Raw genomic sequence first — 14635 nt, 5'->3', positions numbered from 1 at the left:
AAATTATAATGTTATATATAGTGTAGTTGGTATTTTGCGCTATGAATTATTATGGATTCTGGAAATTACTGTGACATTGTGATTAACCTGGACTCAAGAGACGATAAATATCTTGGGGAGATTCCTCCTGATTATGCAGTTGTTTTTGGTATGCATCGTTTAATCGATAAGCCACATAAAGAAGAGTTAAACCCACCGCAAGTGGCCACGACGCTACAGCTGCAGTAATAATAAATGCAATTCCACCCACATTGAATGCCAAACTTTTCAAAAATTCGCAATAATTTTTGTTGCACTCTTCATCGAGTTTTCTTAAAAGCTGTTGATGATGCTCATCATCCAGAATCGTACCGTTTGCCAATTCACGTCGCACAGCAATAGAGGATTTTTGATATTTTTTATATTCTTCTGAAGTATTATACATTGCATTACCCAGCATACTAAATAACGCCAGCCCGGCTAATGCAAATGGACCGGTGCATAGTAAACTTAGTGCAAAACAGGTGGCAATTATATTTGCTCCCAAAACGTTAATTGCAAAATAAGTACTTTTAGCCTCCCATTCATCATTTAATACATCAATCTGGCGCTGAATCACTGCTTGCTCCCAGACTGTTGCCTCTTTTAATTGTTCCTGCAATTCATGGATACGATCGTGATGTTGGCTCGCTTCAAAAATCCATTGAGCTAACAGTAAAAGTGTATCAAACGTCAAAAAAGCAAGCGTGATGAGTGGAACAGCAGTCTCTGCAATGTGAAAAAATTTATTATATGTAGTCAATAAGCCCACTACTGCCCAAACCAAGTCATTAGCCATCATAAAGCCACGCTTTTCCATTTCTTGCTTCAGCACTTTTCTTGCTGATAATTCATCGCTTATTGCCGACTCGACAATATGTTTAATCATAAGTATCAAATTGATGAAAAAGCGAAGTGCATAGAGCGCAATACCCAAATCCGTGACTGCTTCTCGTGATTTGTTTAAAAAGTTAATGCCCTCTATAAAACTATATTGATTACCAAGAACTTTATTAATCTCTTGAATCAACTCAGAAATAGAGCTCTTTTGCAGGTAAATAATTGCATAGTTTGCTAAACCGCGACTGTAGGAAAATTGAGAACGCTTGGTATTTATAGTCCCAATATATTGGCGTAGTTTGGAAATGCTAATCAACGAAGACAGAAAATCCGGAATACTCGTCCCTACTTCCTCTCGTACAAATTCAGAAAACCCCTCAACCGATTTTTGTTTTTCTTGTATGGGATCTATTTTATAAAATGCTTCTATTTTTTTGCGACATTGTTTTAATTTTTCCAAATCAGAACCAACATAATCCAGGCGATAATAAGAAATCAGCAAATCACACAAAAAGCTCAGATAAAGCGCTATAGAGCGTTCTTCGGTCCAATACGATTTATTAGAGCTAAGCACTTGATATAAAGATGAAAACTCATATTTTAATTGGTCTAACCGAAACGTTTCTTCTTTAAAAGAAAAATCGGTTTTTTTAAATGAATCGTTAAAAAAAGTATGTTTTATGAGACCAATTTTTGATTTTCCCATAAAAAACTCATGGAGATGAATTGAGAGAAATTACTGAATTGTACTATGGATTACCAATAACAGATTAAAACAATAGTGTTAATTTTTTGCAAAAAAATAGTTAAAAATAGAAAAAGTGGTCAAAATCAAAAGAAGAAACTAAGAACGAAAATAACCTCTTTTTTTTCTAAAAACTAATTGATACACTCATTGCCTCAAATATCCATAAATCCGAGATATAAAGTTGATTTTTGATGCACATAATCCCTCTGATTCCATTGAAAAAAATTCATTAGAAAAAGAGAAAGTAGTTATTATCATTCCGACGCACAATGAAGCGTCCGTCATTCAAACAACAGTAGAGCAAGTTTTTACATCGGTAGAACTCATTGAGCGCTATGATATACATATTTTAATTTTTGATAGTGCCTCTACGGATAATACGCAACAAATCGTTGCTTCATTACAAAAAAATTATTCGAAATTACACTTACAAAATGAACCCACCAAATCTGGGCTTGGGTCTGCGTATTTGCAAGCCATGAATTATGCGTTAGTTGCTTTGAATGCGGACATTATCTTTGAGTTTGATGCGGATCTTTCCCATCAACCCAAGTATATTCGTCCTATGTTGGACATGTTGCAAACCTGTGATTGTGTTCTGGGAAGCCGTTATGTGGAAGGAGGAAGTATTCCGAAAAACTGGGAATTACATCGCAAGTTATTCTCTATTTTGGGTAATTATATTGCCAGAGCAATTCTTACCCCTAAATATAAAGATTTTACCAGCGGTTTTCGTGCTACTCGCCGACAACAGCTTATAAAAATTCTGCCCCAACAATTTCTTACGAATCACTATGCATATAAAATGCAATTACTTTGGCTTTTACATAAAAATAAAGCAAAAATTCGTGAGTATCCCATTGATTTTATCGATCGCAATACCGGATACAGCAAATTACCTAAAAACAGTATTGTCGATTCATTACGCGTTGTTTTTACTTTGCGCTATCAAGAAATCAAACGTTATTTAAAAATGTGTCTGGTAGGATCATTGGGTATTTTTGTACAATTTATTACCTACAATGTATTACGTGAATATTTTCAGTTCTCACCATTCGATGCGTCGCAAATTGCAGTATGTACCGCAATCATTAATAATTTCATTTTAAATAACAGACTTACTTTTGGCGTAAAGCATAAGTTATCCTGGTCTTTAAAAATAAAACGCCTTAGCCTTTTCGCTCTTTATTCAGTGTTTATCATTAATTTGCAAAGTTATTGGTTACGACTTGGAGTCCTTTGCTTTGGCAGTGGACCATTGCGCGAAAATATAATCATGGGTATTGGCATAGGTTTAATCTCTCTTTTAAATTACTATACTTATTCTCGTCATATCTGGGCAGAAAAACTTGTCCCTAGCTAAAGGTGAACTTGTTCATGATAAAGAATCTGAGGAAAATAGTTTCACCTTTAGGCATTCAACTGGGTCATAGAGATATGACAGAGGAACAGCCAAATAGTAAAGTTATCTCGTGGGACTTTTTTAACTCGCGAAGTGTTTACCTGTGTTTAACCCTCTATTTTGTCATCCTAGTAGTGATAGCACCCATTAACATATTATCTCTTGATACGTACTATTATTGGGACTGGAGCCGCCATTTGGCGTTATCCTATTATGATGGATCGCCCATGATTGCCTATTTTATTAGGCTTGCAACTTCGTTGTTTGGAAATAATCTGTTTGCTTTAAGCTGTGTAGGCATCACCGTAATGGCACTCAGCAGTTGGTTTATTTATAAAAGTGCCCGATTTATTTTATCCCAGGAAGCAAGCTTTATTGCCATGTTATCATGGCTATTTTCTCCTCTTGTCACCTTGGATATTTTACAGCAAACCACCTATGAAAGCCCCCTTGCTTTATTTTGGGCCTCAACCCTGTATTTCACTATAAGATTTATCCAGACAAATAGCGTAAGAACTCTCTATTTAATCGGAATCAGTGCCGGATTAATGATGCTATCCAAATATTCCGGAATCGTTTTAATTCTATCCCTGCTTATTTTTTTAATTTTTACTTACCGCTCAATTTTTAAAACAAAGCACTTTTATTTTGCTTCTATCTTAGCCATTATTATTTTTAGTCCCGTTATTCTCTGGAATTATCAAAATCATTGGCAATCATTTATCTATCAGTTAACCACTCATAAACTCCATCATGAGGTAAACCCCGTTTACCATGCGATAAAAACATTCTTTACCCTATTTGTACCCTCACTCAACATCATGCTTCTTCCTCCCTTTTTAGTACGAAACCATGAAATGGATAAGAAAAAGGCATTAATTGTGACCTTGTGCCGTATTGTTTGTATTACTTTTCTTTGTTTTTACTTATATACCGCCAGTAAAGCTGGTATTCGAGAGTTCTGGCTGACACCGTATCTAATGAGCAGCGCAATTTTATTGGGATATTGGGCCACCACAACCTATAAGCGTAGATTCGCCATTTTATTGATCCTATTTTATGCCGTAATCAGCCTCTTCGTTTTAATTAACAATACGTCCAAGTTCAATGTGATAAAATCAAAAAAACTTGTTGTTTATCATTTAATTCAGAATTTTAATTCTACATACCCTCAATTACCCGATACGATTTTTACATCAGGCTGGTTTGCAGCACGCATGCTCTTTTTCCTCCAAAATAAACCGACCATTTATACGTTGGGTTGTGACACCGCTCAAAATCAATATGCTTTATGGGGCACTGACATCAAGAAAAAAATTGCCGATAAAACACTAAAAGAAATAGTGTATATCGATCGATACGACCGGCAGAGCTGCTTGGAACAATATTTTGATCTCTGTCAAAAAATACCTACTCATACCTACCCTTTTAGACATAAAGAATATGCACTTAATGTTTATAAATGCCAGAATTTTTAAGAATCTCTTGCCAAATCGCTCACTTGGGGTTGATTCTCAACAGTCATTGTTTTTCAAGTTACGATTTGAGATTGATAAAACCCCGCGGACTAATCTTCTTTTAACGTATTCATCGAATTATGTTACCATCCATGTTATTAGAACTTGATAAGGACTATCGATGCTTAAATTACTCTTCCTTTTTATTGCATTATTTTCTTCCATTTGTTTTGCTGATGATGAAAAAGAAATTGCAATTACCATGGATGATTTGCCTCTTGTTGCTTCAAGAATGAATACTCCAGGAAATCGGGAACGTTCAACAGAGCGTTTTACGCAAATTGTGCAAACTTTTCAAAAATATAAAGTCCCAGTTACAGGTTTTGTGATTGCTGGAGCTATAGAAAAGGGTCAATGGGATTTTCTTGAGCAATTTCGTCAAGCAGGCTTTATGTTAGGCAATCACACTTATTCACATTATAATCTGAATCAAATAAGTGCCGAAAAATACCTTGCTGATTTGGATCGTGCCGATAAAATTCTTACTCCAATCATGACTCAACCCAAATATTTTCGCTATCCCTATCTGGCAGAAGGCGCTAAAGCCAAAAAGCAACAAGTATATGATTACCTCAAGGAGCATAATTACACCATTGCCCCAGTAACCATTGACAGTAAAGATTTTGACTTTAATGCGATGCTTTATAAAGTTCCATATCGTTCTCGAGTAGCTTACATTCAAAAATTAAAGCCCCGCTATTTGGCTTATATATGGAAGCAAACATTAAGGGCTGAAAAACGCTCTCAAGGGAAAAATGCCAAACAAATATTATTAATCCATGCAAATCTTCTAAATAGTTATGCACTAGGTGATGTTTTGGAAATGTATCAAAAAAATGGATATAAATTTATCAGCTTGACTGAGGCGCTGAAAAATCCTGCTCCAATCATCAATTTCTCCCCTTCTCTGAAAAAAGATACTTTAGGTGAACAGTTAGAAAACGAACTTCTAAATCTCCCTAAGTTAAAAGAAAATTACGTAACACCTGAATAAAACTCATTGTATTGTGTAACCTGGGTGCAGCGCAGCGGAACCCAGGGTATTCTGATTGGACCAATTTCCCGGGTTCCGCTGCGCTGCACCCAGGCTACAATGTTATTAGATAGGATTTTCTTAAACAGGAGAGTGTATGTTAAAACTTGCTATTGTTTTATTTCTTGCTGCAGTGATCTGTGGTTTTTTTCTTTTGACCGCGATATTGCAAGATAGGCCTGTTAATCAAAAAATAAAGGCTCTGCATGGAGTTTTTGCAGGATTAGGGCTACTCATTATGATCGTGTACATGCTTACATTTCTGTCAGGTCAATCGTCCCTCCTTATGGCAAGCTTAATTATCTTGATTGTTGCAGCATTAGGTGGATTAACCTTGGCTACACTTGCTAGGAAAGGGAAGCCGCTTCCCAAATTAGCAGCAATAGTTCATCCAATCATCGCCATTGCTGGATTAATTGCGTTAATAATCTACGTTATGCCTTAAATTATTCCGGTTCAAACCTATTTTTTAACAAGCGTTCACGAAGAGATTGAACCAGTGCTTCTGGTGCTTTCTCTGGTGAACCGGAATTAAAAGGTGGTTCGGGATCATACTCCAAACCAAGTTGTAAACTTTGTGCTATATTTTCATCAGTAAGTTTTGCAGCAAGATATAAAGCCATATCAATACCTGCGGAAACACCAGCTGCTGTAATGATTTTTCCATCTGTAACAAATCGCTTGTGAGTCGGTATTGCTCCCCAGCTTTTCAATCGATTCATTACTGCCCAATGAGTGGTTGCATTAACTCCCGATAAAATCCCTGCCGCGCCTAAGATCAAACTTCCAGTACATACTGAGGTAGTCCATAATGTATGTTCATGAGTTGCTTTAACCCATGCGAGAATTTCAGGAAATTCACGCAATGCAGTTGCATTACCAGCCCCTGGAACCAACAGAACATCGGTATGTAAAATATCGGCTAATGCATGTTCAGCAATCAGAGTTAGTCCGGAGCATGCACGTACTGGTCCGGAATTTAGAGCAACCCGCTGCACTACAACTTCTGGCAAACGACTTAGTACCTCATAAGGGCCAATTGCATCCAGAACAGTCATTCCTTCATAAAATAAAAAAGTAATGTGCAGCGGTTTATGCATCGCCTATCCCTTCTTTACAAATTGAGATTTTAATTTCATGGGACCAATTCCCTCAATTTTACAATCGATATCATGATCACCATCAACCAAGCGAATATTTTTTACTTTAGTACCAACTTTGACTACCTGGGATGACCCTTTTATTTTTAAATCTTTAATTACTGTCACTGTATCCCCATCTTGGAGAATCTGACCATGCGCATCTTTAATAATTCGTTGCTCATCATGAACATGCTCTTCTATACCATCTTTCGACCATTCATAGGAACATTCTGGACAAATGAATTGACTACCATCTTCATAAGTATATTCTGAATTACATTTAGGGCATTGAGGTATCTGGGGCATATTTTTTCCAATTCAAAAAAAATTAATTAGGGTCTGTTGGCCATAGTATACCAAAAACGCTTGACTAGTCTCCTGCAACAGTAATAATCAGATGACGTTTTTGTGATTGATAGCGATGCTCGTAAAGATAGATTCCTTGCCATGTCCCCAAAGCTAATTTTCCATTTTGGATGGGGATAGTTAAGCTTGTTTGAGTTAGCACGGTGCGAACATGTGCAGGCATATCATCCTTACCTTCAATCACATGTTTAAAAAGAGGATCACCATCAGGAACTAATCGAACCAGGAAATTTTCCAGATCCATACGAACTTGAGGATCATAATTTTCACAAAGCATTAAAGAAGCGCTGGTATGTTTGAGAAATAAATGGCATAAGCCCTGTTGTATTGAGGCTTTTGAGAGAATATTTATTATTTCATCAGTTATATCCTGCGTGCCTCGGCCTGAGGTATTAATGGAGATGGGAAACTGTTCAATTTTCATAGTGTTCAAATGATAAATTATTTATTATTTTTTACTATCGCAAAATATTACATTACGATTCAAAACAAATCATCAGGTGCTACCCCACTACCGATAACCCTAAGTATTTTATGTCTTGATTTATCCCCGCGTTGTAATATAACGTTTCTTGCCGGTACCTTAAATATTTGTGCAATATACTTCAACAATGCTTTATTGGCACGACCTTCAATTGGTGGAATATTCAAGCGAATTTTAAGTTCACCCTCATGAATCCCGACAATCTCTGTTTTTTTAGCGCCTGGCTGAACATATACATGAAGGATTAATCCTTCTTCATCGTGTTGATACCACACGGTATAATTGTCCCTGGAATTTTTTTAATAAAGCAAATTAAATGATTTATGGATGGGTTACAAGATAAATTAAATCATCAACAATGAGTGATTGTGAGTTGAAGTTGTTGGGTCGAAACGACCCAACCTACTCGCTGATTCAATCAAATAAATTTAGCTTGAGAGGCTAATGGTGCTCACAACCCTATCCATACTTTCTAAAGTACTCGTATAAGTCTTATCGAGCAATTTGATATTATCTTCCAATTTACGACGGTTAAGCTCTTCCATTTGTTCTTTTGTTTTTTGCATTTCATGGGTATGAACAAAAAATGAATCAACATGAGTTCCAATACTCGTTCCATTTTTTCCAATTTGCGATTGAAACCATAATTTCACTTTAGGAGCAGGATTCTCTTTAGTGATTAAACGTACAGGAAGTTTTCCATCGCTCAATGCATTAGACAGATTATCCCCTTCGTTTTCTAATCGCTCGAGTAAGGTAGGATTATCGGTTGCAATTGCATGACGTATGGTCGCATCACGAATGATGATAAGCATTTTCGTATAGTTTTCTACCTTGCCTTTTGTTGCTCTTTCCAAATTTTTCTTGGCTGTCGTATAGGCCAACTGATCACTATCAAAAATTATGCGTGGATCTTTAGCAAAAATTTCCAATATATCAGGGCGTCCTGTGGATAAAATTGCTCCAACAGTAGTTTGGGTAGTCTCAAGGCTTTTATTTTCAAAACTAAGATCAGGATGTATTGCAATAAATTGAATTAGGTCTAATGGTGGAACTAGAGCAAGCACAACTCTCATAAGAAGAGTCCTGCCGTTGGAATTTACTGCGTTCACCAACTCTGGATGGTCGGTAATCAGTTTTTTAACCTTTTCATATTCTTTTTTATTTACAGCTTCCCATAATGCATCTTCATGAATTGACGGCATTTTTCTCTCCCTATTATAAAAAATTGGTCATATTATACCAAAAAAAGGGCATGATGTCATATAATATTCCGAATACTGGGCGAAATGTACTACATTCCCACATTGTTTTGCTGGCTACTTGGGAAATGAAACATTGAGGCAAGATTATCTTTTACAAGACTCAAGGGTTCATAATCAATGCCTAAATCACATGCATTACAAATTTTCTGAATATGTGACGGGCTTGCTTTATCAAATCCCATTGATTTTGCAGCGTTAATAAGAATTTCGATTTTTTTTATTTTTTCTGAAATTTCTGGCTCGACTTCTGCATGTAAGTCGCTTAAAACATTGGATAGCTCTTTTAGGGCGGATTCATAATTGCGCTGTTTCTCCGGATCAAATTCAATAAGTTCAGTCCCGTCCCTTATAGAATTCATAAAAAATCGATATCGTTCAACGTGTTCTGATTTTTTAGGATCTTCGGATTCATGCCATTTCGTACTTGTAACCTCAATAGGTTTACTTGATTCTGTTTCACTGTTTCGCTCTGGTAACTGGATCGTTTCAGTTTTTTCACCCTCAGAAACTTCTGATTGATGCTGTTCTATCGCCACAAGCTCAATAGTAGACGTACTTGATTTTACGTCAACGACCTGGACTAGCTCTTCAGGTAAATGGTCCGTTTTAAGTTTTTCACCTTCGGGTTGAGACTCCTCTATCTTCTCATGCTCAATAGTAGGAGTACTTGATTTTACGTCAACGACTTGGACTTGCTCCTCAGGTAAATGGACCGTTTTAAGTTTTTTACCTTCGGGTTGAGACTCCTCTATCTTCTCATGCTCAATAGTAGACGTACTTGATTTTAAGTCAACGACTTGCTCTACAGGCAAAGGAACAGTGACGTTGGGTTTAAAAGATTCAGCCCCCCTATCAATCGTTTCTTGTAATGAATTATCTGGAGTCGAAATCAAGTGCTTGGCGCTATCTTGTGGTGCAGCAAACATATCTTTCATTAAGTTTACATTGAGGTCAAAACGTTTTTTTGCCTCCTCTGATAATGCAGGTCTAATAATACTCACTATTGTATCTAAATCTTTATTGCATGCACTTAATAAAACTTGGGTAGACTCATAACCCTCAACTGTTTTTAGTTTCTCTTTATACTCTTGTAATTGAATCAACGTAGCATCCAATGTGTTGATTTGTTCTTCATTCAATTCGTCCACGGGACATTTTTTTAATTCATCTATGATTAAACTCAAACTACTGTCTATATCTTTTAAAGCATCAACACGTGCATTTTCATAATGAGTTGATAGCATCTCCATCTCTTTCTTCCACTCAATTTGAATTGCTTGGCTTTCTTTTTCAAAGTTTCTGACAATTTCTTGATGTTCTTCATAAATCGTTTGCAATTGTGGCGCTTCGTGACGAACCTCTTCAAAAAAGGACTGGAGAGCCTCTTGAGCTTCTTTAAGTTTTTCTTGTTTCACTTGGTACTGTTTCTCAATGGCCTCTATCTCTGATGAGGCGGCATCCACTAGAGACACATCAGGATACTCCGCTTCCAGCTCATTTTTTATTGCAATTAATTTGTTATAAAGTGTTATCGCCTTTTGTTTTGTTTCTCCAGAAATATTTTCATCTTGGGAAATTAAGTTTACCGCCTTTTGCATCAAGGAAATATGTTCCTCATAAGAGGTGTCCACGAGTTTAATTTGTTTTATATGATGGATATAAGTAATTCGTTTCATTTCCTCTTCATAATATTGATACAAACTCATATTAGTTATGCCATAAAGTGACTTTTCCCATTCAGATGTAGGAAGAGGTAATGGTTTAGGTACTTCAGATAGGAGTGTTGATGATTCTTTTTTTCTGGGGATAAACACAAAATTCTGGAGATTAGCTGCTGTGGCCTGAGCATGTTCTTTTTCGATTTCTTCAAGCAATGCAACTTCTTTTGCCAATAAATCTTTATCTTTGAAAAGCTCGCGAATGATATCAAAACGACCACTAACAGTCAGAAAAAAAAGTAAATTATGTTCGCACAAGTAGACAAACTCATCAAAAAGTTGTTCATTTTGACGAATTACATCATTTTTATTTTGAATCGCATTAAGTCTTCTGAGCCACACTAAATAAGAAACCAAAAGCGGATAAGTTGCCTCCGATAACTCACGTTGCTTTAGGATTAAATCACTTGGATTACCCATTACCCGTTTTAAATGTTCATCTGGTGATATATGAAGGAATCCCATCATCCACTATCCGATTTTCATGATTATATTTTATCAAAGTATAGTATTTTTTATATTTACTGCACTTATTATGATTTGAATGTAAATTATTTGACGAAAAATCATGAGGCTGGGGGAATGAAACTTAAGAGCAGTCCGCTCAGAAGTCTTCTGCGAAAACTCGCTACAGAAAGCGAAATGCGCGGAGATGTAGAATAGAGAACTGGAGTGTTCACGAAGTACATGTGGATTCGAGCACCGCATTGACGAAGCAATTCTCCACTGCAGTAGAGGTTGCGAAGAAATCCAGGTTAGTGCCGTACGTTTTTGGGAAGATAATTCATCACGCAGTAGCTCAAACATTTAGCATTGGTAATTTCAAGATCACGAAAATAGGTAATTTCTTGCAAATAAAAATCAAAAGTTTCCTGAAGTGCTTCAAAATATCCTTTAATGACCACTGAATTACGCATTTTAGCTGTATAGTGTATTTCGAGAAGCTTAGAGTATAAAAACGTAATTTCATAAGCACATTGTGTATGTGCCGTTAGAGCAACATCAAAACAATTTGCTTCGAGCAATTTATTTTTTAGCTTATTTATATTGTCGAGCATATTGGAAATGTAAAAGTTAATTTTTTCCATTTCTTCTTTATAAGCCGCACCTAATACATCAGGTATTGAATGGACTATTTCACGTAAGAAATTTAAATCTGCAATGTAATTTCCTAACACGTTGCTTTTCTTCATTTCTATAAATCGTGCTTGCCATTCTACTAAGTGCATCACCGTACGTTTATATGCGATCAGTTCTTTCTCTTTGGAATTATCTGCAGTAGGGAGTTGGTTGTTGGCTTTCAAATGTTCTATCTGTCCCATCACCATAAAACATGCATTTTTAATATCTTCGAAAGTTAATGATTCAAAATTATTGGTTTCAATTTTTTCACCAATACTATCAATAACCTTTACTACCTCTGGAGATAACATTGCAGTTCCAAATTTTCAACATCACCTAGATCTGATTATAGTTCAATATTTAAACAAAAAATAAGGCGACTGGTAGAGAATAGCAGTTTATGGTCTATAATTGAACATATATTTTATGCATCTTAATACTATTATGTTAATACAAGATATTCAATTGCCCATTCAAATAGCCGTTCTCTATCGGGATATACAGTTTAAAACTGCTTTTGCCTCATTGCCACCAATCCTAACGAAACGCATTGTTAATAAAAAAGGTCAACCTCTTACAGCATCTGAAAAGCAACATACGGAATATCGGCTACATGACGGTGTAATAAAACCTACTAATTGTGCAATCCGACATAAAAAGAAAGGATTTATTGATGATACACAACAATTTTTAGTATCAGATACAAAGGCAATTCAAAAAATAGAAAATTGTGATGCTTTGATAGCGCGCTTGAAAGACAAAGATTTTCCGCAAAGATACACTCAGCGTCTCTTGTTGAAGATTTAATTGACGAAGCGCAGCGGAACTCAAAGGGGCAGGGAAAAATAAACCAATATCTCACATTGTGGTAATCCTGAAAAAGCTTCATCACATTTGGAAGAAATACAGGGGAGTGTAGAAAAATATAAAGCAAAACTATTAGAAGTAAAAAAATTGATAAGAGGTCCGATTTAACAATTACACCTGAATTTACAGTATAGCTATCACTAACCAAAAACTGTTCCTTTAGTGAGATAGGAAACAAAGCCAAGATTCAGAATAAAAATCAACACAGACTAAATTGGCCGACACATCACTGGATAGCTGATAAAAAAATTGGCAAATGAAAAATTTTTCGACCATGAAACGAGCAACGATGTGTGCGCTATATTGCTTAAGAGTAGTATTTACAGAAGGAAGATGACTATGCCTAAATCAAAAATAGAAAAAATAATTTTCCTAGGAGACAGTGTGTCAGATACAGGAAAGATGTACAGGAGAAAATTTTTCCCCGGTCTACGTGGGCATAATATAGTACCTGCCCTAAATAAATCTCCTCTCGGAGCATTTACTAACGGTGTTGCATGGCCTTGGCACTTTGCTCATGTGATTATGGCAAGGACTTCAATAAAAAAGATACAAGAGGAAGAAGGACTTCCAATAGCGGGTAATAATACTGACTGTGGTCATGCACTTATTTCCAAGAAAAAATATTTTGATTTTCATCGAAAGGCTATTAAACACAGTAAAAATGGTGACAAAATCCTATATAATGGCCAGGAAGTTTTTATAAACTTTGCTGAAGGCGGAGCAACAGCATTCGATTATTCATCAACATTCACTCCAAACATATCGAAACTTGGCGCCAGACAGATAGTTTCTTCACTGGAAAAAGAACGAACGAAGTTCTTAAAAGATGAGAAGAATAATGTTTCGGAAAGTGAAAAGAAGAAAGTACTGATTGTAGAATGGACTGGTGCTAATGATTTAGTTACGGTAAATAAAAAACCAACTAAAAAAATAGTAGATAATGCAGTTAATGCACGAATCCATAATCTTAAGGAGTTAATAGGAAATGGATATACAAATTTTGTTCTGGTGAATTTGCCAGATATCTCACAGACGCCAAGGTTTCAAGAAAAAAGCGCTAAAGAGCAAGAAACGATCCGGAAGCTCGTGACTTACTTTAATACGCAATTACAAGAAAAATGTGATGAGCTGAAAAAGTTACACCCTGAGGCTTGTATTAGTATTTTTGATGCTGCTGGTGCTTTTAAGAAAATATCTGATAATCCTGAACATTATGGTTTTAATAAAGCTAAACGTGCTCAACAATACCTTAAGTCGGATACTTTTAAAGAAAATAAAAATGACATAAATTGTCAAAAAGCGCACATATCCCCAGCTAGTGGCTATATGTTTTGGGATGGTCTCCATCCTAGCGCGGATATGCATGCTGCCTTGGCAGAAGAATTCTATGAGCATTGTAATGGACTATTCGACTTTGAATTGCCAGAGTCGTCAATCGATAGTTCTCTCGTAGTAGAAGCAGGACTTGCTCATGCAAAATCTTTGCAAAACGATTCGCTCGAACAATCCCAATCTCATAGCAGAAAAGAAAAGGAAGTAACAATTGAACGTAAATATCAAAGAGAGAGAGTAAAGCAGTTAATCAAGATTGAAAAATTTTTTCTTGATTTAAGCAAAGAATTGCCTGATTCAATGAAAGAGAAAGCAACGGTTTCAAAAATGCAACAAATGATTCAAGAATGCAAAATAGGAATTAACAATGGAGCTAGTGTCGAGGGCACAAAAAAGCTATTTAATGATTTAGTTTCGCAGTTAAAAACATCAGTAAGTAATCCTAATTTCGAAGCAGCAATAAGAAAACATTCGAATCCTTTTAAAAAATTTGTAAATTACTTAATCGAAAAGTGGGACCTTCACATTGAAAAATATAAAACCTTTGATGAAGAACAAGTACAAATCAAAAAAGAACTTCAAAATTTGAAGGAAGATAATCTTCATGAAGATAACGTAAATCATTTGCAAAGAGTTAGGTCAAATACTATATAGCAGGAAGTGTAATTTTTATGTACTAATTGCCACATAATTCAATGTTACTGAAGGTCTTTTTTCCTTACCTGTATGTCGCGAATTATTAAGTTTTTTAAAATGCACTGCACCTAAGTAGCGCTTT

Annotated in this window: 14 protein-coding genes; 6 read left to right on the top strand and 8 right to left on the bottom strand. The window is 35.8% G+C overall.

Features of this window, described 5'->3' with window-relative positions:
- Nucleotides 1-82: 82 nt before the first annotated feature.
- A complete protein-coding gene (locus tag Lani_RS02935) occupies nucleotides 83-1564 on the bottom strand; it encodes a hypothetical protein (protein ID WP_019233822.1) in 1482 nt (493 codons plus the stop codon).
- A gap of 223 nt (nucleotides 1565-1787) precedes the next feature.
- Here Lani_RS02935 and Lani_RS02930 point away from each other — a divergent pair, with 223 nt between their 5' ends.
- The 4 genes from Lani_RS02930 to Lani_RS02915 all read left to right on the top strand — a co-directional run bounded on the left by Lani_RS02930 (nucleotide 1788) and on the right by Lani_RS02915 (nucleotide 6003).
- Complete coding sequence (locus Lani_RS02930) at nucleotides 1788-2969, top strand: glycosyltransferase family 2 protein (protein WP_019233823.1); 1182 nt, start codon at nucleotides 1788-1790, stop codon at nucleotides 2967-2969.
- A 14-nt stretch (nucleotides 2970-2983) separates the two neighbouring features.
- The gene (locus Lani_RS02925) at nucleotides 2984-4486 is read left to right on the top strand and encodes a glycosyltransferase family 39 protein (RefSeq protein WP_058388391.1); all 1503 of its coding nucleotides are present in this window, start codon (nucleotides 2984-2986) and stop codon (nucleotides 4484-4486) included.
- A gap of 160 nt (nucleotides 4487-4646) precedes the next feature.
- A complete protein-coding gene (locus Lani_RS02920) occupies nucleotides 4647-5519 on the top strand; it encodes a polysaccharide deacetylase family protein (RefSeq protein ID WP_019233825.1) in 873 nt (290 codons plus the stop codon).
- Between the two features lie 136 nt (nucleotides 5520-5655).
- Complete coding sequence (locus Lani_RS02915) at nucleotides 5656-6003, top strand: hypothetical protein (protein ID WP_019233826.1); 348 nt, start codon at nucleotides 5656-5658, stop codon at nucleotides 6001-6003.
- A gap of 1 nt (nucleotide 6004) precedes the next feature.
- Here the strand turns inward: Lani_RS02915 and Lani_RS02910 are convergent, their stop codons facing one another.
- From Lani_RS02910 to Lani_RS02875, 7 genes are all read right to left on the bottom strand, one after another.
- Nucleotides 6005-6658 (bottom strand): DJ-1/PfpI family protein, encoded by a 654-nt coding sequence (locus Lani_RS02910; protein ID WP_019233827.1) that lies wholly within the window; start codon nucleotides 6656-6658, stop codon nucleotides 6005-6007.
- Between the two features lie 3 nt (nucleotides 6659-6661).
- Nucleotides 6662-7006 carry a zinc ribbon domain-containing protein YjdM gene (locus Lani_RS02905; RefSeq protein ID WP_019233828.1) on the bottom strand — a complete coding sequence of 115 codons (345 nt, stop codon included), beginning with the start codon at nucleotides 7004-7006 and terminating at the stop codon, nucleotides 6662-6664.
- A gap of 64 nt (nucleotides 7007-7070) precedes the next feature.
- Complete coding sequence (locus Lani_RS02900; RefSeq protein ID WP_019233829.1) at nucleotides 7071-7490, bottom strand: secondary thiamine-phosphate synthase enzyme YjbQ; 420 nt, start codon at nucleotides 7488-7490, stop codon at nucleotides 7071-7073.
- A gap of 59 nt (nucleotides 7491-7549) precedes the next feature.
- The gene (locus Lani_RS02895; RefSeq protein WP_019233830.1) at nucleotides 7550-7825 is read right to left on the bottom strand and encodes a DUF167 domain-containing protein; all 276 of its coding nucleotides are present in this window, start codon (nucleotides 7823-7825) and stop codon (nucleotides 7550-7552) included.
- Nucleotides 7826-7978: 153 nt separating this feature from the next.
- Complete coding sequence (locus Lani_RS02890; protein WP_019233831.1) at nucleotides 7979-8755, bottom strand: hypothetical protein; 777 nt, start codon at nucleotides 8753-8755, stop codon at nucleotides 7979-7981.
- Between the two features lie 89 nt (nucleotides 8756-8844).
- The gene (locus Lani_RS02885; RefSeq protein WP_223499409.1) at nucleotides 8845-11001 is read right to left on the bottom strand and encodes a hypothetical protein; all 2157 of its coding nucleotides are present in this window, start codon (nucleotides 10999-11001) and stop codon (nucleotides 8845-8847) included.
- A gap of 287 nt (nucleotides 11002-11288) precedes the next feature.
- Nucleotides 11289-11966 carry a hypothetical protein gene (locus Lani_RS02875; protein ID WP_019233833.1) on the bottom strand — a complete coding sequence of 226 codons (678 nt, stop codon included), beginning with the start codon at nucleotides 11964-11966 and terminating at the stop codon, nucleotides 11289-11291.
- Nucleotides 11967-12081: 115 nt separating this feature from the next.
- Here Lani_RS02875 and Lani_RS02870 point away from each other — a divergent pair, with 115 nt between their 5' ends.
- Both Lani_RS02870 and Lani_RS02865 read left to right on the top strand, forming a co-directional pair.
- Nucleotides 12082-12462 (top strand): hypothetical protein, encoded by a 381-nt coding sequence (locus Lani_RS02870; protein WP_019233834.1) that lies wholly within the window; start codon nucleotides 12082-12084, stop codon nucleotides 12460-12462.
- Nucleotides 12463-12861: 399 nt separating this feature from the next.
- On the top strand, nucleotides 12862-14511 hold the full coding sequence (locus Lani_RS02865) for an SGNH/GDSL hydrolase family protein (RefSeq protein ID WP_019233835.1): 1650 nt from the start codon (nucleotides 12862-12864) through the stop codon (nucleotides 14509-14511).
- Nucleotides 14512-14635 lie beyond the last annotated feature (124 nt).

The sequence above is a fragment of the Legionella anisa genome (assembly GCF_001467525.1).
Classification (GTDB): Bacteria; Pseudomonadota; Gammaproteobacteria; order Legionellales; family Legionellaceae; genus Legionella; species Legionella anisa.
Note: the sequence above shows the minus strand (reverse complement) of the source record. Positions and strands in the feature narration are given on the sequence as shown.